Source organism: Streptomyces sp. NPDC102462, from assembly GCF_044765425.1.
Classification (GTDB): Bacteria; Actinomycetota; Actinomycetes; order Streptomycetales; family Streptomycetaceae; genus Streptomyces.
Genome location: NZ_JBIWKB010000047.1, coordinates 1 through 20,850 on the forward strand (window position 1 = coordinate 1; position 20,850 = coordinate 20,850).

General features: G+C 67.8%; 9 protein-coding genes and 2 pseudogenes. 6 read left to right on the forward strand and 5 right to left on the reverse strand.

The genetic code is table 11. The features are described 5' to 3' along the window. A pseudogene (locus ACIRFL_RS31570) lies at window positions 1-180 on the forward strand (DDE endonuclease); the annotation flags it as partial. A gap of 274 nt (window positions 181-454) precedes the next feature. On the opposite strand, the gene ACIRFL_RS31575 reads toward ACIRFL_RS31570, so the two are convergent. Then, window positions 455-2,215, reverse strand: coding sequence for a UvrD-helicase domain-containing protein (locus ACIRFL_RS31575; RefSeq protein ID WP_404035062.1), 1,761 nt, complete (start codon window positions 2,213-2,215; stop codon window positions 455-457). 5 nt (window positions 2,216-2,220) lie between these two features. Then, window positions 2,221-4,200, reverse strand: coding sequence for an ATP-dependent nuclease (locus tag ACIRFL_RS31580; RefSeq protein WP_404035064.1), 1,980 nt, complete (start codon window positions 4,198-4,200; stop codon window positions 2,221-2,223). Between the two features lie 308 nt (window positions 4,201-4,508). Between ACIRFL_RS31580 and ACIRFL_RS31585 the strand changes: the two genes are divergently transcribed. Continuing rightward, window positions 4,509-6,194 (forward strand): sacsin N-terminal ATP-binding-like domain-containing protein, encoded by a 1,686-nt coding sequence (locus ACIRFL_RS31585; RefSeq protein ID WP_404035066.1) that lies wholly within the window; start codon window positions 4,509-4,511, stop codon window positions 6,192-6,194. A gap of 504 nt (window positions 6,195-6,698) precedes the next feature. Further along, the gene (locus ACIRFL_RS31590; protein ID WP_404035068.1) at window positions 6,699-9,914 is read left to right on the forward strand and encodes a protein NO VEIN domain-containing protein; all 3,216 of its coding nucleotides are present in this window, start codon (window positions 6,699-6,701) and stop codon (window positions 9,912-9,914) included. Between the two features lie 408 nt (window positions 9,915-10,322). Here ACIRFL_RS31590 and ACIRFL_RS31595 read toward each other — a convergent pair whose 3' ends face one another. Further along, complete coding sequence (locus ACIRFL_RS31595; protein WP_404035070.1) at window positions 10,323-11,783, reverse strand: hypothetical protein; 1,461 nt, start codon at window positions 11,781-11,783, stop codon at window positions 10,323-10,325. Between the two features lie 446 nt (window positions 11,784-12,229). Here ACIRFL_RS31595 and ACIRFL_RS31600 point away from each other — a divergent pair, with 446 nt between their 5' ends. After that, window positions 12,230-15,418 carry a hypothetical protein gene (locus ACIRFL_RS31600; protein ID WP_404035072.1) on the forward strand — a complete coding sequence of 1,063 codons (3,189 nt, stop codon included), beginning with the start codon at window positions 12,230-12,232 and terminating at the stop codon, window positions 15,416-15,418. Between the two features lie 110 nt (window positions 15,419-15,528). On the opposite strand, the gene ACIRFL_RS31605 is transcribed toward ACIRFL_RS31600, so the two are convergent. Then, on the reverse strand, window positions 15,529-17,658 hold the full coding sequence (locus ACIRFL_RS31605) for a hypothetical protein (protein WP_404035074.1): 2,130 nt from the start codon (window positions 17,656-17,658) through the stop codon (window positions 15,529-15,531). 557 nt (window positions 17,659-18,215) lie between these two features. On the opposite strand from ACIRFL_RS31605, the gene ACIRFL_RS31610 reads away from it, so the two are divergent. Together ACIRFL_RS31610 and ACIRFL_RS31615 are read left to right on the forward strand one after the other, a co-directional pair. Further along, a complete protein-coding gene (locus ACIRFL_RS31610; RefSeq protein WP_404035076.1) occupies window positions 18,216-18,800 on the forward strand; it encodes a hypothetical protein in 585 nt (194 codons plus the stop codon). Between the two features lie 621 nt (window positions 18,801-19,421). Then, entirely contained in the window at window positions 19,422-20,504 is a 1,083-nt protein-coding gene (locus ACIRFL_RS31615; protein WP_404035078.1) for a hypothetical protein, read from the forward strand. A 3-nt stretch (window positions 20,505-20,507) separates the two neighbouring features. Here the strand turns inward: ACIRFL_RS31615 and ACIRFL_RS31620 are convergent. Continuing rightward, window positions 20,508-20,705 (reverse strand): annotated as a pseudogene (locus tag ACIRFL_RS31620) (VapC toxin family PIN domain ribonuclease); the annotation flags it as partial. Window positions 20,706-20,850: the final 145 nt, after the last annotated feature.

The following is a 20,850-nucleotide window of genomic DNA, read 5'->3' on the forward strand; positions in this document are numbered from 1 at the left end:
CTCAAGCGACACCTGGCCGACTTCGCCGCCGCCGACCTCACGCACCTCACACGCGTGATCAAGCGGAAACTGAAGAAGATCCAGTACCGGCCTCACCTGGTCGACGGCTGCCTCCCGCCCACCGGTCTGACCATGGACGACGGCGCGATCAGACCGCCGGACTCCGCGAGTTCAACCTGAGTACGACCTCGTCCGCCGCGGCGAGTTTCCCTGCCGCGTGCTCCGGATCGGCCGTGCCACCCGGATTGTCACCGCATCACTGCTCCGAGTCCTGGAAAGCGGGGAACCGGAATACAACACCGTCGACACCAGGCACAGCATGCTCCCCTGACCCAACGTGTCCACGCCCTCGATGGCCTATGCCCCTGGCCCCGTGACTAGTGAGTGTTCCCAAGGCGAGCCGGTCCGTCGCCTCAGTGATGTCTGAAACCGAACGCCCTTGGTGTGGGCCGCTCTACGCCGTGCTGTAGGGAACGCCCTTGACATCGAGTAGCGCCGCAACTCGACTCGTGTGCTTACGATGCAGGGCGCACACGAGCAGTTCCTGCGCTCGGGAGCCAGCCACGTAGAGGACACGCCGGGCCTCGGTGTTGTGGGCGCCTTCCCAGTCGTCCAAGACCGTCCGCCCAGTCACCGGGTCTACCCGCAGCCTGTCCGGAAGGACAAGTACGACTCCGGGGAATTCCATGCCCTTAACACCGTGGACAGTGGAGTAGCGGATGGACGGGCTGTTGCCGAAGCTGGAGACGCCAGCCCAAGCGGCCTCCGGTGGTGCTTTGAACAGCTTGCCCAGATCGCTGGAGGCCGGGGCTGGCCCGTCTCCCCAGCTGGCTGTTTTCAAGAACTCACGCACCTCGGCAGCGAAGTCGAGCCGGGTCTTGCCTTGAGCGTCGAGCCCCAAGGCCATCCGTACTGCGAAGCTCTCCAGCCACCGAGGGTCGACGCTGATCTCCTCGCAGACCGCGGTGAAGCTGTGATGCTGTGTGTCACGCCCGACGGTGAGCGTTGCCAGGATGGCTCGCTGTACCTGTTCGACGGCCTTCCGGCGGGCCTTCGGGTCCGTCTCCCGCGACCGGAGCGTAGATCCGGCGTTGGCGATGGCCAGCACGCGGTTGCTCCCAGCGGCTTCCAGGCCGGCGACGCCGACCGCCTTCATACCGTGAGCTTCGGCGTGGGACAGGACGACGAGATCGTCTGCTGCGAGCTTGTATCGCTCAGCGACTTCCAGCGCCGCGGGCACGATCTGGTCGAGAGCCGAAAACTCGATCAGGTGGACAGGGGTCTGGACGACGGAGTTCTCGCCGCGAGCCGTCTCCACCAGTTGCCCGGACCTCAGTGCGCTGTTGAAGGCACAAATGGCCGGAGAGCTGCGCCAGTTGTCGTCGAGTACGAGTTGGGCAGGGACGCCGGCGGCAAACTCCTGGACTGCGGCGGGAGTCGCGTTGCGGAACTCGTAGATCGATTGGTCGAGGTCTCCCACCATGACCACGCGGACGCCGCTGTCTTGAAGGAAGTGGAGGATGTCGAGCTCTTCCCGGCCACAGTCCTGCGCTTCGTCCACTATGACCTCGGCGAAACGAGCCCGCAGCAGCCCTTCAAGGATCGCCCGCTCCTCGGAGCTGTTGAGCCAGAACGCGGCCAGCAGACGGGCAGCCTCGCAGGTGATGGTCCCGACCTTGAGTAGTTGGCCAAAGATGTGCGACGCCTTGGCTTCCGCCTCGTGTTTGCGCTGAGCCAACTGATGGTGCACCGCGGCATCGCCGAACGTCTTCGGCACCCGGCTCACGTCCAGATAGGCGCGCCCGTCCGGTTCGAAGTCGAACCAGCGGAATTCCAGGTCTTTGGCCCTCCCTAGATCAGGGACGAGGCGAAAGCTCGTACTGGTCACGTCCTGCCAGGACTGTACGTAGTTGGGCTTCCGGTTGTACGCCTTCACGTACAGAGGGGTGACGATGAAACGGTGGATGAACGTGTCGAACGTGCCGACGAAATGGGGTGTCCGCAGGGCCTCCGTTTGGCTGCCACACCTGTGTCGGACCTCGTCCACCGCGGCGTTGGTGAAGGAGATCAGGGCGATCCCGCGTCGGGGTTCCTCGGCGGTCCGCTTGAGGAAGCGGGCGACCATGGCCCGGGTCTTACCGGCCCCAGGGCAGGCTGCCGCGAACAGGCTGTCTGTGGCGTCGACGAGGGCCTGCTGGCCGTCGGTGAGCTTCACCTCGTTCAACGTGCCTCACCCGAGGTGTCCGCCAGGACGCCGCGGATGGCGTCGGCGAGGTACTGCGGGGCTTCGAAGGTCTTCCCGTTCTCGATCGCCAAGGCCACGTCGTGCGCGAACTCTCCCTTGCCGATGAACTTCTTGTGCTTGCGGAGTTTGAGGTAGAACCCCCAAGCCCGCCCCCGTTCATTGTCGAGGATCTCCTGCCACTTCTTCTTGGAGCGCGTCTTCTGCTTCAAGAAGGCGGCTTTGAGTACGGGCTCGTTGGCCTCGGGCGTCAGGAGGTCGGCTTCCAGGGTGTGGGGAGCCTCGGCCACGTGCAGGTGGTCCTTGGCCCCGATCGACTCGGCGTGGACTGTCAGCCGGTCCTTGCGGTTGTTCACCGCGGTGTCGTCATCGTGGTCGTCCGGCTCGTCCTCGTCGGTTTCAGCGTCCGCTTCAGGATCGTTCCCGGTCGGGGCAGCGGCTGCCGGTTCCTGGACCTCGCCCTGGCCGTCCTCGCTCTCCCCTTCCTCGGTCTTCTTCTCCTTGGGGATGTCCGGGTCGCCGTCGGTGATGACGGTCAGTTTGTCCAGGAGCCGGCACCCGTTGACCTGCGACAGCAGCAGCGTGATGTAGGGGGCGAAGTCGACGCTGCCGACGTTGATGATCGTGACGCCGTGGAAGTCCCGGCGCTGCTTGGCCTGGTCCTCGCCGCCGAAGACGCAGTGACGGGCGAGCACCGGCAGCAGGACGGCCTCGGCGATCCCTTCGACGAGGATGACCCTACGGGCGAAGAGCAAGCCGGCCCGGGTGGCGTCCAGGTACTGGTTGATCTTCCGCCGCTCGGCCTCAGAAAGCTCGATCTTGGCCAGCGGGAGTGCCTGGGTCTTCCGGCGCAGCACGTCCTTGTCCTGACCCTGGCCGTCCTGGACAGTCTCCTGGTCCACCCGTGTGCGCAGCGCGACGACGTTCTCGATTCCGACGCTGCTGGCCAGGTTGGGCGAGTGTGTGCTAGCGATGACCTGGATGCGGCCGGCCGGGCCCTGCGTGTCGTCCTTGAGGGAAGCCTCGGCCTGTTCCTGCAGGTAGTCCAAGAGGACTGCCTGAAGCTGCGGGTGGAGGTGGGCCTCGGGCTCCTCGACGAGGAAAAGCGTCAGCTCCATGTGCTGGGCATTGCGCAGTTCCAAGATGACGGTCGCGATGAACAGCAAGTTGGCGTAGCCCAGACCCGACTCGGTGAGGTCGGCCGGCGGGATGCCGGCCTCGGCCATCTTCACTCGCAAGCTGCGCGCCAGGCCATGCAGTTCGTACTCGGCGAAGGTGACCTCGACCGTCTGTCCGCGGACGGAGTCGGTCAGCTCGCGCAGGTGGCCCTGTATCTCCTTGGTCGTGGAGGTCAGGACGGGATGTTCCTTGAGCTGCGTGAACGAGTCGTTGGCCTGCGCGCGAAACGCTTCCTGTTCGTCTTCCTCGGTGAGGTAGCGGATGATCCTCAGCAGCCGATTCCCGTCCGAGGAGTCCAGCTCGCGCTGCGCATCCCGCAGCGGTGCCAGGTAGACGTGCGCGATCTGGTCGCGCTTGTCGGGTTCAGCGTCTGGCCCATCCACCGGACCCACAGTCACGGTCGGACGCATTTGCTGCCGGACCTCATCCCGCTTGTACGTCGTCGTGTAGGCGGCCTGGTTTGATCCCACGTCGAGCGCGGCGATGTAGTGGGCCCGCTGGGCGGCCGTCAGTCCGTCGTACATCGCACGGAACTGAGCCTCCTGGCCTTCGCGTCCGTGGGACAGGTCGACCTCATCGAACCAACGCGTCGAACGACGGTTCAAGGGAGTCGTGGCCAGCCTCAGCGCTTCGATCACGTTGGACTTACCGGAATTATTCTCGCCAACGAGCAGCGTGATGCCGGGTTGAAAATCGATCTCGAGGTCATAGCACGACCGGAAGTTCTTGACACCGAGCTGCCGCAGGTACATTCCGGCTTTCGGCTTGTCCTGGCTCACTAACGCGCCCCCGCTAATCCATGAAGCCATTCTGCAAAATCGGCCACCTGCACCATGCGTCACATAGAGCAGCCCTTACGCACCTTGACACACGATCCACAAGTCCATCAGGCGAACCGGCCGGTAACTCAGAGTGGCTTCGGTCACGTTGCGTTGCTCCCAGGCTGGTCGCGACAGGCCATCCTGCACACCCTCGCCAGGGCCCCTGCGCCGCCCCGCACTCGGGCGGCGCAGGGGCGTTTCCGGCAGGCCCATGAATGTCAGTGGCACGAGATAGCGTCCCCACACGGTGAGTTGGGAGGGGACCCATGGCAGGTGTCGACCGTGCGGAGCAGCTACGCAGGTTCGGGCGATCCGTATTGGAGGGGGCGCGGTCGGAGCAGGTGCAGCGCCTGGCACGGCAGGTGAATGCCGTGTCCTACACGAGTGCGCGGGAGTACGCCGGGCGTTCGCTCTTCGAGCTGCTGCAGAACGGTTATGACGCACACCCAAGGGGCCGTTGCGACGGCCGGGTGCATGTGCTGCTGGATGAGGAAGAGGGCGAGTGGGGGACGTTGTACGTCGCCAATGGCGGCGCGCCCTTTACGTGGAGGAACGTCGAGAGGGTCTGCGAGCTGGCGCAGAGCTCCAAGGCGGTTGGGGAAGGGATCGGGAACAAGGGCGTCGGGTTCCGAAGCGTCCTGCTGATCAGCGAGGCACCCGAGATCTTTAGCGCGGATCCTGATGGCCCCAGCGGTTCTGAACTGGACGGCTATTGCTTCCGGTTCGCGCGCAGGGGCGATGTGGAGGCGTTCTTGGGCGATGAACCGAACGCCCACGAGGTGGCCGCTGAGTTTCCGCCGCTTCAGGTGCCCTTGCCGCTGAGCGAGGTACCGGCGATCTGTCGGGAGCTCGCCGCCGAGGGGCATGTGACTGTTGTGCGACTGCCTCTGCTGAATGAGGCGGCCCGGGCCGAGGTCCGGCTGCGGCTTCGCGAGCTCGCGGAGGCGAAGGCGCCCGTGATGCTGTTCCTCGACCGACTCGCGAGCCTGACGCTGGAGCGACGGGCAACCGGTGGCGAGGGCGCTGAGCTGTGGGAACTGACCCGTTCCGAGGAGCGGTTCGCCATGGCGGGCGCGGCGGGAGCGCAGTTTCCCGTCTCCTTCGCGACCGTGGATCTGGGGCCGTCTGGAACGTTTCTCGTGGCCCGGGGCAGAGTGGAGAAGGAGCGCCTGAACAGCGCGCTCGACGAGGCCGTGAGCTTCGGACTCCTCGACGACACCTGGCAGCGGTGGACTTCGTCCGCCGCAGTGGAGATTGCCGTTCCGCTGCCCGCCGTGCGACGGCCGCGACGGGGGCAGATCTATACCTTCTTGCCGATGGGCGAGGATCTGACGGCGCCGTTCCCCGGTCACGTGAACGCTCCGTTCTTCACCAAGATCGACCGCACCGGCCTGCCCTCTGAACACCCGCTCAATACGCTGCTGTTCGACGCCGTCGCAGAGACCTGCCTCGCGGCTGCGGCGATGTTGCGCGCGGTGCCGCAGGCCGAATTGGGGCGGCTGGCCGTGGATCTCGTGAGCTGGGAGGGCGGCAAAGGCTCAGCCGGGCTGCTGCGCGCGGCAGCCCGGCGAGTACACAGCAGCGATCTCGCCGACGTGCCACTCGTTCCTGTTCTCGCCGCCGATGACGCCGAGCGGGAGGCGGCCTGGGCGTCACCCCGGAGTGCGCTCCTCTGGCCTGACCCCGAGCTGACCGTCCTCACAGCACACCGCGCCCACGCGGCAGGAGTCGTGGTGGCGGACCCGGCCGTGGGCGGCGAACGCCTGCATCGGCTGGCGGCTACGTGCAAATCCCTCGCGTGCCCATTGGAGCCGGACCGGGAGACACTCGCCGGGCATGTGGAGCGGATCGTCGCAACCCTCCCCCGTCCGACCTCCCACCCCGCTCGTTCATCTCCTGCCGCACCCCGTCCCCGTTCCGCGCCCCGTCCCGCCGCGGTCCTCGACCAGTAGAGCGAGCTGTACGAGGATCTGACCGTGCTCTTCCAAGACGACGGGCACGTCCTGCGCGGCAGGAAGTTGCTGCTTGCGGAGGACGGAACGCTGCGCCACGCCAACCACCCTGCGGCCAGGGCAGGTTCACCGCGCAAGGTGAGTGGTCGGGGAGCCCGGCGCGAGGCATTCTTCCAACCGGTGCGCGCGGACATGAACCTCGCAGAGGCACCCTCCGTCCCTGCCCTGCTCGGCAAGCGGCTCTTCTCCCTGCATCCCGGGCTGGTCTGGAACGACCACAGCAAGCGTGGGCGGAGGCTACCGGCCCGCACGTTCCTCGAGGACGCGGGGCTTGTCCGGCCGTTCGACATGAGGGGCCTGCTGGACCACGTCCGGCAGGCGCTCGGTGCGAGCACCGACCACCGGCTCCGGCAGCAGACCCTGCGGTTCGTCTTCCGGCTGTGGCAGCCGCGGCGTTCGTTGGGCGGCACGACTGCCTCGTCGCTGGGGCTGTACGTACCGTCCGTGGACGGCAGGCTGATCAAGGCGAGCGACGGAGTGTTCGGCAAGGGCTGGGGCCGTGGCTCCGTCGGCGAGGACCTGGCAACGGTGGTCGCTGCTGGGCACGATGTGTCAAAGAGCCTCAAGGTGATCGCTGAACACCTCATCGCCGCGCCGGATGAGTTCGTGAAGCGGGGCGATACCGCGGACGAGTGGCGGGCATTCCTGACGGAGTCAGGGGTGGCCGACGGACTCGTGCCAGTTTCCTCCCCGGATGCCCAAAGGTGGGCGGACGGCCAGGAGCTCACCACCCGGGGGTTGGTCCGCATGGCCAAGGTGGGCTTGACGGTGCGGGAGCAGTGGGAACCGCATATCGACCGCCCTTGGTCCAATGCTTCCTACCCTCGGACGTCCTACCGAGGTTCCCCCGCCTATCAGCTTCCCGGTCAGGACGTCGTCGAACGGCTCGGCCACAGTGCCCGGCTGGCCTACGCGCGCCTGGTTCTGCATGGCCTGGCGCACTGGGAAGACATGTATTTCACCAGCACCTGGACGAGTGCGGGGAGCCGAAGCACGGACAGGGAACGGGCGCTGACCCCTCTCGCCGCCTTCGTTCGGGAGCTGCCATGGCTTCCGGTGCGGGGGCGTGACCGCGCCGTCAGATTCGTACGGCCGGCCGACGTGTGGCTCTGCCCGCCCGGGCTGGAGGAGGAGCCCGCCTATGCGCCAACCGTCGACCACCGAGCGCGCCATCTGCTAGAGCGGGACAAGGCCCGTGACCGGCTGCGTGAGATGAGGATGCCGACCTGGGACGACCCCCGCGACAGCGCTCGCGCCCTTGCCGCGCTGGGTCTGCTCGCGTCGGAGGGCGCGCTGGGGGCCGAGGACCGGCCTGCCGCGCAACGCGCCAACGAACGCGCCTGGAAGCACCTGGTACAGCAGCCACGCCCGGCACTGCCCAGCGACACGACTCTGCTCGTCGAGTCCGGGGAACAGCTCATCGGCATGCCGTTGTCCGCCCTGGACGACGGGCGGACCGTGCTCTACATCAGTGACCAGCGCGATGGCCTGACCGCGCTGCTGGTACGCGAAATGGCGTGCCCCTTGCTCGTCGTTCCCGGTGTCGCGGCGAAGGCTGCCGGACTGCTGTCACCTGGCCATCCCGAGACTGTCCGTCACACCGACGACGTGACGTTCACCGTGACCGTGGACGGCCAGCAGGTAGACCCCATCACCATGGGAGAGCCACTGGTCGATCAACTGCCCTGGCTCGCCCTGGCGGTGGGTGTCCTCGCCGATCACCTGGCCCGCGGCCCCCGGGCGAGTGAGGCGGAACTGAGCGAGCTGACCTCTGCGGTGAAGAGCGTGCGCCTGCACCGCTACCGCTCGTGGAAAATCGAGCTGGACGGCCAGCCCGTGACCTTGCCGGCCCGTCTCGGCGGAGTGCTGCCGCTGCCGGATCCGAAGCACCCTCTTCTCCTCGCCCCGGAGTCCGAACCGAGCTGGCACGAGACGACCCGCATGGTGGAGGCAACGGCCGAGTTGTTGAAAAGGCGGGAGTTCGGCATCCGGCTCCGCCTGGCCACCCACGTCCTCGCCGCCCGACACGCCAACCTCACCGACCCCGGCAAGGATGAGCTCGCAGATGCCCTGGAAGTCACCGTCCACCAGATCGAGGAGACGAGCCGACGCATCGACGGGGCCATCGGCGTTGTTGTGGAGCGCTGCCGCCCCTTCCTCGTCCACCTTCTCGGCACGACGACAGCTGACACTCTGCTCGTGCCGCCACCGGCCGACACGCGAGAGCTCCAGGTCGGCCTAGAGAAACATGCCGCTCAACTCCCGCTTGCAGCCTCGGAGTTCATAGCCCAAGCTCGTGCGGCCCGCAGCACGGACGAGCTGCGGCACGCTCTGGGCATCGGCTTCGCCGAGCTGAACGACACCCTGCGCTCCATGACACCGCCCATGGAACCGATCAGCCACGCGGACGAGCACCAGGAGGCGCTCCACACCTACCTGGACCTCCACAGGAAGGATCTCGTGAACCGGCTGCGCTGGGCGGCACTGAACGATTTCGACGCCCGGCGCCCGATGCCCCACTGGCCGTTGCTGACCACCCTGAAGTGGATCAGCGTACCCGCGTCGTGGTCCTGCACCGTGGATGCGGCCGACACCGGGCGCCTGGAGCTGCACGTCGAGGAGGAGCTGACACGAGAGCTGGGCCGCCCGGCGCCCCGCGCGGGTGAACGCCTGCCCGCCCTCGACCAAGTCCGCAGCACGAACCTCCGTACGATCACCGACCTGGCCGCCGAACTCGCGATCCTGGTCAAGGCCGCCGGGCGCCCACGGCCACCGGCACTGGCCGGCGCCGAGCCCGCCACCGAGATCATGGCAAGGCTGGAAGCAGCGGGCGCACTGGACTTCCGCCCGCTGGCTGCCGCCGATGTCGTCGCCTGGCTGGCCGTCCTCGGTCAGTGGCCCGCCGGGATGCCTCCCACAACGGATCTCGACCAGCACGGGTTGACCGAGACCGACCTGGACCGGGTACGCAACGCGGCCGAACACGCTCGCCGGGAACAGGAGCATCGACGGCGGTCGATCTCCGTCGGCGGCCGAGCCTTCGACGTGTATGACGGCGACTTCACCACTCTGACCCGCGAACTCCAGCGCGTCCTAGAGAACGGGGCCATACCGGGAGTCGCCGCCGGGCCGCTCCGCTTCACCGATCCCCAGACGCTGACCGGCGCCCGGCGGGCATCCTCCACCGGTCGTCCGCGCAGCGGGCGATACGGCGGCAGCGCGGACAGCGCACTGACCACGGCTCAGCGGGAAGCCATCGGGTACCTAGGTGAGTGGTATGCCTACCACTGGCTATGCGCGCACTACCCCGACAGCATGGACGCGACCAGCTGGGTGTCGACGAACCGCCGCAAGGCTTTCCCCGGCCCGCCCGGCGACGACGGCCTCGGCTACGACTTCCGGATCGGCTCCGGTCGGCGGCCCTACATGTACGAAGTAAAGGCGACCCAGGGCGACGGCGGGCGCTTCGAGCTGGGAGAAAGCGAGGTACGCGCGGCGCAGCAACACGCGGGCAACGACCGCTGGCGCCTCCTCATGGTCACCCACGCCCTTGCCCCGGGCCGGATGGACATCCACATGCTCCCCAACCCCTACGGAAAACGCGGACGCGGACGCTACCGGGAGGAAGGCGGCGCGCTGCGCTTCTCGTACCGGCTTTGAGCCCCACGGTCCCGATGGCGTACACGTCCTACAACGGGGCCTGAGCCACGACGCAACCGAGGGTGTCACCGTGCAGACTCGTATCGACGTTAAGAGGGCCGTCGCACAGGCGATCGCCGCGCGGATTCTGTCGAGCGACTCGTCCAGTTCGTTGCTCAGGCAAAGAAGTTCCGCGAGCTGGAGCGAACAACCGTAGGTTCGGGCTGGGTGGACGCCGCACTCCGTCGGAGCCCGCTCCGTGCAGAATCCCCGTCGGGATGGTTCCCGACGGGGATTCGCCATATCACCAGCTATCACACCACCTGTCACGAACTGGGCGGACCCTCCCGAACGAGAAGGCCCTGACCTGCTGTTTCATGCCCGCGATGGAATAGCTGGACGCCCGTGGACGGTCGTTACAACCTGCCGCTACTGGTGCCGTCCGCCGCTCCACCACCGGCGCCGCTGAGCGGCTGGCGGTTGCGGCGGGTTCACTGGCGTCGCCGACTGTGCGGTCGCGGCCGTGTCTCCCAGCATGGCCGTGCGGATCGCCGTCCAGTCGGCGGCGCGCCACCAGTTGAACAGCTCCACCGTGCTGATGACCGTCACCGGTAGTGAGTCGAGCGAGGCGACGAACTCGGGCCGCGCGTACACCGCCGCCGCCCGCTCCGACGGGTGCAGCTTGTGCTGGTGGTTGACGATCAGTACGCCGTCGGAGACCGGTTCGTCGGGCCGCAGCTGCGGCCAGGTCTCCAGATGCCGCTGGAGATGCCCGACGAGATGCTCCTGTGCGGGACCGGATGCGCCCTTGACCTCGACCAGGCGCGATGCCATACCGTCGGCGCCGACGAGCAGGTCGGCTGACTTCGTCCCGCCGAGCTCCTCGTCCAGGTCCACGGTGTGCATTCCCGCCGCGGTCAGCACCCGCGCGACCGCATGGACCAGGTCGGTTCCGCTGCCGTACAGCAGCCCGTACCGCACCGGCTCCGCAGTCTCCTTGGCCTGTCGCAGTTCATCCTCCAGGCGCTGCTTCTCGACCGCGTACCGCGCCTTCAGGTCCTCCAGCGCGTCGCGAGCGCTCTGCTCACCGACGGTCTGCAGATCGGGGTCGATGAAGAACGGTGACCGGGCCCGGCGCAACGCTGCGGGCACGTACTCCGGCAGTGCCCGGTGCACCAGCCAGCCCAGGACGCTCTCCCAGCGAGTGGCATCGGGGATCAGGTACCACCGCTGGTCGCCCTCCGGCGACGTCCAAGCGGCGACCACCGGTTCCCCGAGCGAGTCGACGAGGATGGGATGCAGCTCGCCCGCAGGGGGATGGTTCACCCTGCCGGAACCGTCGCCGTTGTACGACTGAGAGCCGTACAACTCCAGGCTCCACCACGGCGCACCCTCGGGGCGGGTCAGCAGCCGGATCGCCAGATCACGGTCGGCGCCCTTCAGACCCGGCGCGATCGCGGGCCGCATCCCCTTGGGCAGGCGCCGACCACCGGCGCTGGTGGACTGGTCACCGAGGTGCACGGAGGCGTCCACCGACGAGAACACGTTACGGGGACGGTCCCCTTCGGCGTGGCCGATGGCGGCGAAGATCAGAGCGACCTCGCCGCGCTGCCGTGCACCGCCGAGGAAGCGCTGGAACTCCTCACGGCCCTGCCCGGAGAAGAAGCCCGGCTCCACGGCCGCCGGACAGTCGCTGCTCTCCATGCCCCACCATCGCGGCACGAGGCCGTGCTGCTGCCAGGGCACGTCGCCGGGGACACGCAGCGGCTCTGGCGGGCCCATCCGGTTCAGAGCTCGCTCCCTGCGGAGCAGCAGCCCTTGCTCTTCTTCGGAGCCGGGCTCAGGCTGGCCAATGTGCACCGGCACCAGGCCGGTGGTTGAGCTGCTCATCGCCGCAGGCTAGCACCCTGTTGACACCCGGTCAGCGTACGGCCGGCTCATCAGGCAGCCCGCCTGAGATCAGCTGATGAGTAGCCGAACCAAAAGGAGTTCCCGCTCGAAAACCCTCAGTCGGCTACGCGGGCGCGCGCCGGATCACGAACACACTCTCCAGACGTTCGGGGTCGACGACACGGTCGGCGGGCTGACTGCCTGTAGCTGGTTGCTTCCTACGCCATGGGGGCTGCGAGTACGCCGATCATCGCTGTTCCTTGCTGCATGGATATGGCTGTGCTCCTCTTGCGACGGATAATCTCATCGGGCGGCCCAAGATGTCGTTGCACCGTCGGGACGTGTGTGACTGCGCAGGCGCAAGGGGTGCTCCGGGGCGCGGTGTCCGCGCCGGGTGTGTGTCTCCTTGGGTGGGTGGGTTCTGACTGTTTTCGGAGGAACTGCTGGTGGCGCAGATCGACTTCCGTCTCGTCCAGACGGCGGTCATGGGAGGCCGGGATTCGGACCAGCCGGTCATCCTGCCCGAGGAGCCGCACAATCTGGATGAGTTCCGCCGCCAGTTCGGCAAGGACGACTTCTGGTGCGGGACGCTGCTCGGTGGCTGCGGCGAGCGGCTAATGACCAAGCGCTACGAAACGAAGGTCTGTCACTTCTCCCATTTCCCGGACCGCGACGGAAGCCGGGCGGCTTGTCATCGCACGGCCAACGGCGTCGACAGTGCAGATCACCTGTTCGTCAAGGCGCACGTGACGCAGTGGCTGGCGAGCCAGGGGCACGCGGCGCAGGCCGAGTTGTGCAGCCTCGGGCACGGGCCCGGGGATGCCGTGGACTTCGTGCTGCGTGCCACTAATCAACGCTTGCGCTTCGAGCTGCGGCCCAACGACTACCGCAGTTGGCGTGGAACGGCGGACAGCCTGGCCGCCAAGGAAGGGCATGTCGAGTGGGTCTTCGGGCTGGAGAGCGCCATCACCCGGGATATGACGGCCCGCTACGGCTATGCCCTGCGGGTGCGGTGCGAAACCGACGGCAACAGCCGTCGGGTTCTGATCGGCACCGTCACCGAGAACCGCCCCGTCGCCTGGTCCCCGCTCGAGCGGTGCCGGATGACCGGCGACGGCCTCATCACCCCCGACCTCGACGAACTGCGTAACCGCGGGCTGATCCGCGAGGGCGCCGCGCGCTACGACGCTGTGGCCGGCAGCCTGCCGCTGCGCGGCGCCGAGATCGTCTTCGCGATCGACGGCGAGGCGCGGCCGGACACCGACTCGCCCCTCGTGGAGGGCGGCCGGTACCTGATGTCCGGCTTCATCAAACCGGCCGGACACCGGATCCTCAGGGCCCAGCTCTCCTTGCCCCACGACACACCTCGACCCACCGAGCAGTACGTGTACCGGCTGGCGGGAGCGGTGCGCCTGCTGGTCACCGAAGCCGACCGGCCGGGTGAGAACACCCGCTGGGCGGTGCGCGCGGACAGCCTCATCCAGCTCAAGGGCCTGGACGCGGAACGTACCGGCCTGTGGCGTCCCCCTGTCGCCCTGGACGAGCCCCTGCCCACGCCGAAGCCCGCCACGCGGAACGCTCCGGCCCCCACCGTTCCGGTGCAGTCCCAGAGCAGCCGCACCGCCACACTGTTACGGCGGGCTCTCGAAGACGTAGCGCGGGAGGGGGCCACCACCACGTGGCATCAGCTGGCCGAGCGGGTCGGCCTGGATCTCGCGCACCTGCCTGATCCCAAGCGCCGGGACCTCCTCGTGGAGGTCGACAAGCCGCAAGATGGGAACCGGTCGCTGTTGTGCGTCCTGGTCCGCGCGCCCTCCGGCCGTCCCCTGCCCTATCTCGCCACCGCGCTGCGCCTGCTCCAAGTCACCGCCCCGGCCTCGGAGTCCGCGCTGTACCGGTGGAGCGACGAGCAGATCCGCGCTGCGCATACGGCGTACGGCCACCGCACTCCTCCCCCACCGGCATCGGCTGCCATTGCGGAGGCGCCCCGCCCCGCGGAAGCGCGGGGCGCCCAGGAACAACTGAGCCTCCTCAAGGCCCAGTTGGCCGTGGGCCGTGCCACGTTGCCCCGCGCCACCGGCCGCCGCGCCGCCCGCCTGGCCACCACGGTCAAGGACGTCGAACAGCACCAACGGCTCTACGAGAGTGTCTGGGAGCGCAGGCAGGAACTGCGCGCGTGGCTACGCGAGTGCGAGCGGCTCCTGGACGATCTCGCCCGCCTCATTGGCCACCCTCTGCCGACGTCTGCTCCCCCGAAGAAGAGCATGCCCGCCGTCCCGCCCGTCGCCGCGAAGAGCCCCGTCTCGCCGGGGAAGGACAAGCGTACGTTCCAGGCACAGGCAACGGCAGACATTGCCCGTCTCACGCAGCTGTTCAAGCAGGCCCGTGATGCCGACGACCTGAACGAGGCCAGACGGATCCGCAAGGAGGTCTCACGGATCGCCACGGATCGCCTGTCCGGTGAGCCACGGCAGAACCTCCTACTGCTCCGCACCGACCTGCAGACCTGGATCAACAGCCGTGAAGCAGCAGCCGCCCACGCGGCGCTGCGCACCTTGTTCGCCGACCTCGCGACGGCCGACCCCGCCCCCACGCCTCTCGCCCTGCGCAGTGCCCTGGCCCACTCGAAGATTCTCAAACGACGCTGCCCCGGCCCCCTGCCGCAGGACCTCCACACTGCTCTCTCCCGCCTGGAAGACCAGGTCAACGGCGAATCGGTGACTCCAGACGGCGGAGCCCCTCTGCCGGCGACCCACCCGTCACCCAGCGACGCGCCGCCTTCCGGATCTGCCGCTTCAGTAGAAGCCCGAGCGGAGTTCGCCTGGCTCGTGAAGGAGATCCGTACCGCGCAGGAGGCCGGCGACCTGGCTGCGGTCCAGACCGCGCGCCACTTGGCCGGACCCATCTACGGCCGGCGTCTGTCGCCCGAAGACCGCGCCGCCTACACGCCGTTGATGCGCGAGGTGAAGGCGTGGTGCCAGGAACAGGATCCGAACACGGACCCGATCCTGCGCCGTATCCGTCAAGTCCTCGCCGAACTCGGCCGTGCCGACAAGGGCCTGGCCACCGAGCAACTCGCCGCATTCCTCGACGAGATCAGCTGGCTGCGCCGCCAGTTGGACCGGCGCCTACCGGTGCTCGAAGAGGTTCAGGTCAAGCGGTGGAAGCGCCAGCTCAAGGCCCGCACCTCGAGCGCGCCGCGTCGTGCCGCACCCCGCTCGGCGGACCCGGTCAAGGCCGTCCCCGGTCCCAAGGCCACCGCACCGTCTCCCCCGGACCGTCTGCCGATCGAGACCATCGACAAGCTGGCCGCCAGCGCCCGGGACGTCCTCAAGGACGCGGCGCGCAGCGGCGGCTCACTTCTGACGTGGGGTGACCTGCGGCTGCGGATGGCGGGCGGGCTGCCGCACCTGCACTCGGACGACCAAGGTGAACTCCTGGTCGCAGTCGACCGGGAGACACCGGTCGGTGAACCGCTGCTGTCCACACTCGTCGCGAGCTCGGACGCCTCGCTGCACTGGCTCTACCGCCACGTCCGCTTCAGCCTCGGCCGCGAACGCATACCCGAACCAGACCTTCCCGCCCACTGGGCCGCCGAAGTCCTGCGCCTGCGCCAAACCTGGCGCCACCGCTGACCTGCCGCACTCAGCGAACGGCGTCCGGGCCCTCCGGCCCGCCGTTCAGCTCGGTCGCGGACACCCGCCGGCCCCGGCTCGCTGCACTGGTCCGCCACGACTGCACGCGGCTACGGGTAGACACCGAGCTCGTAGTGGCGCACCCCGGCGTACACGGTCACGGTGCCGTCGTCGTGCATCTCGCCCCAGGGGCGCTCCGGGAGTGAGATGTCCAGGAAGCTGCCGGAGCAGCCCTCGCAGCAGTCGAAATGGTCCTGCCACGCTGTCACGTCCGCTTCGGTGCGAGGGTTGCGCATCGTATGGACGTCGTGACCGCTGCACTCGTCGTTCGGGCACGGTGCGCCGTGGCCACAGTCCGCAGTGCCGCACGGGCAGGGACTGTCGCACCCGGCCGGTTCCCAGTCCTGGGTGATCACGGCGCGTTCTCGGGGTGACCTTCGATCCGCTGTCAGGGCTGCCACGACGTCCTGCCGGGACGCCCCGGTCGCTTTCTGCACGGCGTCCGTGAGCGCGACCACGTTGCCAAGGTCGGGATCAGTGCCCGAAAGCCATACGGTCGGTGAGTCGGACGAGTCGGCCTCGTTGCGGTACAGCCTCGCGAAGAACGAACGCGTCCCCGTGTCGTATCCCCAGTCGCTGCCCCGCTCCCAGCCGCGAAGCGGCAGAGTGAGGGTGAAGTCCTCGACGATTCGCTGCCCTTGTGGCACGTAGAGCGCGGTCATACGGTGCCAGCGGCAATGCGTCAGATCGCCGTGGGCGATGGCGGTGCAGGCGTCGTTGAGGGCCGGATTCCCTCGGCAGCGCCGCTTGGTGCGATGGGCACGGCAATACGTCTGCGTCGCCTTGATGAGCTGGTCGCACTGCCGTCCCCCCGTGTCGCTGGGTGCCATACAGCGCTGGCGGTGCGCGGCGGCGGGGTGGCGATTGGCCAGCGTGCCGTCGGTCCGCTGTTGTTCGATCTCGCGGTGGATCCGGGCCACGCTCTCATTGCGAGCTGCGCCCTGCAGCGGGTAGACGGTGCCTTTCGTCGTCAGCAGGTTCGTGAAGGTGTCCGGGGCGAGTTGCGGCTCCAGCAGCAGCCGCAGACCGTCCTCGCCGACCGGGTACTCCACCGCTTCACCCGACGGGAGGACGCTGCGCAGGCGCCGGCTGGTGACCAGTTCGAGCCACAGCTCCAGCATCAGTTCGCAGTCATCAGAGATGGGCTGGAAGAACCAGCGCTCCTCCGCGTCATGGATGGCGCGGATGCCGCGGTGGGCCTCGGTCCGGGACGCTGTCTTCGCCCGTTCCCGCAGTCCCTGGGCGCCCGCCAAGGTGGTGAGGTCCAGACGCGCCGCACGAGATGCGCCGCCGCCGGCCAAATGACGGGCGGCATACAGCGTGTCCACCGTCTTCGCGGCCAACACGCCGACGTCCACCACGTCGCCGTAGGTCCGCAGGCATCGGTAGTCGCCGTCGAAGAGATTGTGGCCGATGATCAGGTCGACGTCTCCGGCCACGGCACGGAAGTCCGACAGATTCTGATCTCGGAACGTGTGAAAGGCTACTTGCCGCCAGTATTCCTGTCCCGGCATGTCGGTGGCGTCCTGTCGTTCCATCACCAAAAAGCCGACGACGTCGATATCCCAGCGCTCGGGCAGACTCCGGCCCGCTACCCGCGCATAGTCCACATCCAGCACCCCCACCGTGCGGGGAGATCCCGAAGGCAGGCGCCGTACCGCAGGCGTGCGATAAACGGGCGCGTGGCCATACCTGTCGGCGTCCACGACGCTCGGGTCCGGCGCCACAATCGGAATCCACGCCTCCAAGTCCTCCGCGCTGGCATAGGCGCTGTCACTTCCTCCATGCGTACACACCGAGTGCGCCACATGGAAGGCAAACCCTCGTCGCCGCAGATCCAACGCACCTGGATCATCGGCGAGTTGACCCTCGGAAAACACCCACACATAGACCGGAACAGCCAGGTCGGACCGCAGGTACCACCCCGCCTGGAGCGGCGCCCGAGGGGAATCAACCTGCGGGACGAAATCGGACGAGTACCCGTCGGGAGGCTGCGCCGTGAACTCCAAGAGCGGCTGGCCGGACTCCCGCCCCGCGTCGATCAACGCCTGAAAGGTCCACCCGCGCGACGGCACCCGCGGGCCACCGAGCTTGATCACGGAGGGCAGTTGCTCGTGCGGGGCAACCTCGCCGGTACGCCGGGCCCGCGACGACGGCTTCTTCTTCCTCTTCTTCGGCATGCGGCGGTACAGTAGCCACCCCCTCTGACAACGGCCGCGCCCTAAAGGCGACCTACCCGACGGCCCGTTGATCTTCCCGGCGTCGGACGAGGACCACGATCATCTCGGTGACAGCTTTCGGCAGCCCGGTGAGCCGAGTGCGCAGTCGTGTCATAGAAAACATCGTCGGGGCACGGCGCGGCCGGGGCATGAGTCGCGGTACTCAGCTGTGGTGCGCAGGAAACCATGGGGCCGATGGGTTCCGAGTCCCGACCGCGCACCGGTCAGACGACCCGGCGCAGGGCCTGTCCGTCCCAGAACTCGACACCGGCGTACCGGGTCTCCCGGGCCGAGACCTTCGCCGCGAACCCGGCAGCCGGTAGCGCTGGCTGTCCCAGTCCGACGCCTTCGGGCTGGCATCCATGCCACCAACAGGATCCGGAAAGTCTGTGTGACGCCGCCTCCAGTTGCTTACAGCAGCACGACCGCGAATCCGATCAACCAACCATGACTCTATGGAGGGCAGCCCCCTGGTCCCGTACGCACCCCGGCGGTCACTCATGGGCAGAATCCGCAAGTTGGCTGACAAGACCATTCTTCTCCACGGCCGCGCGGACACCGCTTCTACGCTGGCCCTCATGCGCGAAGTCGAATACCGGAGCAGTGGCGTTCCCTTGGAAGAATATGAACTCACTCGCGGGGACCACCGCCGTCAGAAGCAGAGCGAGGAGATCAGCGGGTCGGTTCGGCGTCAGGTCGAGGAGGACAACGCCAAATGCCGGGCAGACCCGGCGAGGGCGGAGCGTCGCCGCCAGGCGTTCGAGAATGTCGCGGAGCTGATGCAGTCCTTCAAGAAGGCAGACCACGAGATCATGCGGTGGCGTGTCCGGTTGTACTGCGGCCACATCATCGAGACCGAGGCGCACTACACGTATACCGACCCCCTCTCCGCCGGGTCATACGGCAGGCGATGCTCTGAGTGCGGGGAAGACCGGCAAACAATCGTGGCCTTCGAACCCATCGGACTGCGTGGCGAGCAACCGGAACCAACAGAATCCACACCTCCGCCGCCCCCGAAGAAGCCGACACGAGCCGACCTCGAACGACGCGTTAAGACCCTGGAGGAGGAGAACGAACGCTTGCGCACGAAGCTCACTGGCTGAAGGCCCCGACCGCAGCCACGGGCTGACTCGCCAGCAGCTCACGGAGGCCGAGCTGACGGCAACGGCGAAGATCGCCGCCGCAAGGACACCCAGTTCGCCCGCACGATGGCAGCTCATCGCTGCCTTCGGCGAAGACCCGGCCGCGCACCGGTCGGCGATACGCGCCATCGCCGCCTAGACACGGTCCACGTCAGCCTTCGCTCGTTCGAGCGAAATGGTTTCGAGCCATCCGCCGCCGGCGAACGGAACTGACACCATGCCGCCGTCGCACGTCAACCTCGAGTCGAAGGCGGGCCATTGGAACGGCAGGTCAATGAGCGACAGCTCTCGGTGCTGAAATGGGTGGAAGACGGGTGCCCTGCCGGCGTTTGGGAGACCAGCTCCTACAAGACCACCTGTCAGGCACTGCAGAACCGCGGCCTGGTCCTGGTCTCCCGGAAGGGTGGGCAATGGAACGTCGCCCTGACAAGCGCCGGCCGGCACTACCTGGCGCACGGCACATACCCTCCCCCTGGATCGCGCCCGCGGAAGACCCAGGCCGCCGCTCCGCAACCCCCGTCCCCCCGAGCACAGGAAACTCCGGCCTCCGCGCGAAAACCAAGCCCTCCTCCACAGCGCCGCGTGACATTCACGGAACAGCTGCTGCAAGAGCTCGCGGAGGCAGGCGGCCAGATCGTCAAGCCCGGCAGCGGTCCGGACTCCGAGAAGTGGCCGTCCCGGATCGCCGCGGCGCGCAGATCCGGAAGGATTCCGGAGACGAAGGAGCTGTACGGGGGTTGGTGCCGTGGCGGGTACGAGATCAAGCTCGTCGACATCCCCGCCTGGCGCCTTGCCGTCCTCGAACCCGTCCCCGTGCCCGCCCGGCTCACCCGCCCGCACACCGTGGTCCGGGCCATGCAGAACGAACAGCAGCCGCTGGGCCTGACCAGGCCCGTCCAAGGACGTGCTCTCCGGCTCATCCAGGCGCTGATCACCGCTGCCGAGGCCGAAGGACACTCCAGTTCGGCGGGAGCGACCGGCTTCGCGCCACCGTCTCATCGCCGCCGCAGAGCATCTCCCCACTTCACCATCACCGCACAGGGCCAGACCGTGGGGTTCCTCGTCCTCCAGGAACAGGACCGGACCGAGCACGTCGCCACCGAGAAGGAACTCGCCGACGCCAAGAAGCACTCTTGGATCAGAATCCCCCGCTTCGACTACACCCCATCCGAACGCCTCCGCTTCGTCCTCAGCGGCGGCCAACCGCACCGGGCAAGCGAATGGTCCGACGCCCCCGGCCACCCCCTCGAAGACCAGCTCGCCGAGATCGCACAGGAGATCACCCTCCGCGGCGAAGCCGCCGAACGCAGACGTCTCGACGAGATCGAAGCCGCACGCCAAAAGCGCATCCGCTGGGAAGCCGCCATGCAAGACGCCCGCATCCAGTACGCCGAGGCGTACCGCTTCAGACACTTTGAAGCGCAGGAAGCGGCATGGCGCCACGCCACCGGACTCACGGAGTACTTGAGCGCCGTACGCACGCGAGTCGAGGCCATGCCCCCGGGGCAGACCAGAACCGAAGCCGAAGCATGGATCAGCTGGGCAGCATCCACCGTCGAGCGCCTCGACCCATTGCACACACCACCCCGACTGCCCGACATCCCCGAACCACGAGCCGACGACCTCAGGCCCTTTCTCGGGCACTGGAGCCCCTACGGCCCCTGAGTCGCGATAGCGGGCGCGCACCGACTGGGTGACACCCAGATGATCATCCGTGATCTCGGACAGAACGACACGGCCTCGTCGCACCCAATGTCGGATGTCGTCGACCGCGCTGAGCGCCGCTTCACGGCCGAGCTCGCGCGTGGCCACGCGGTCGATCTCCGAGAGCAGCAACGGGGACATCACCAGGAGCCCCGCAGCCATGATGGCTTCGTTTGACGCACGCAGCTCCCCGCGATCGCCCCCAGCGTGCCTGCAAGATCGCCGTGCCGTCCACCGATTGCGCTCCGCACGCTGACGCACGCCCGGGATGCACTCCCGGCTCACGCTCCAACCCACCTCCGTACGC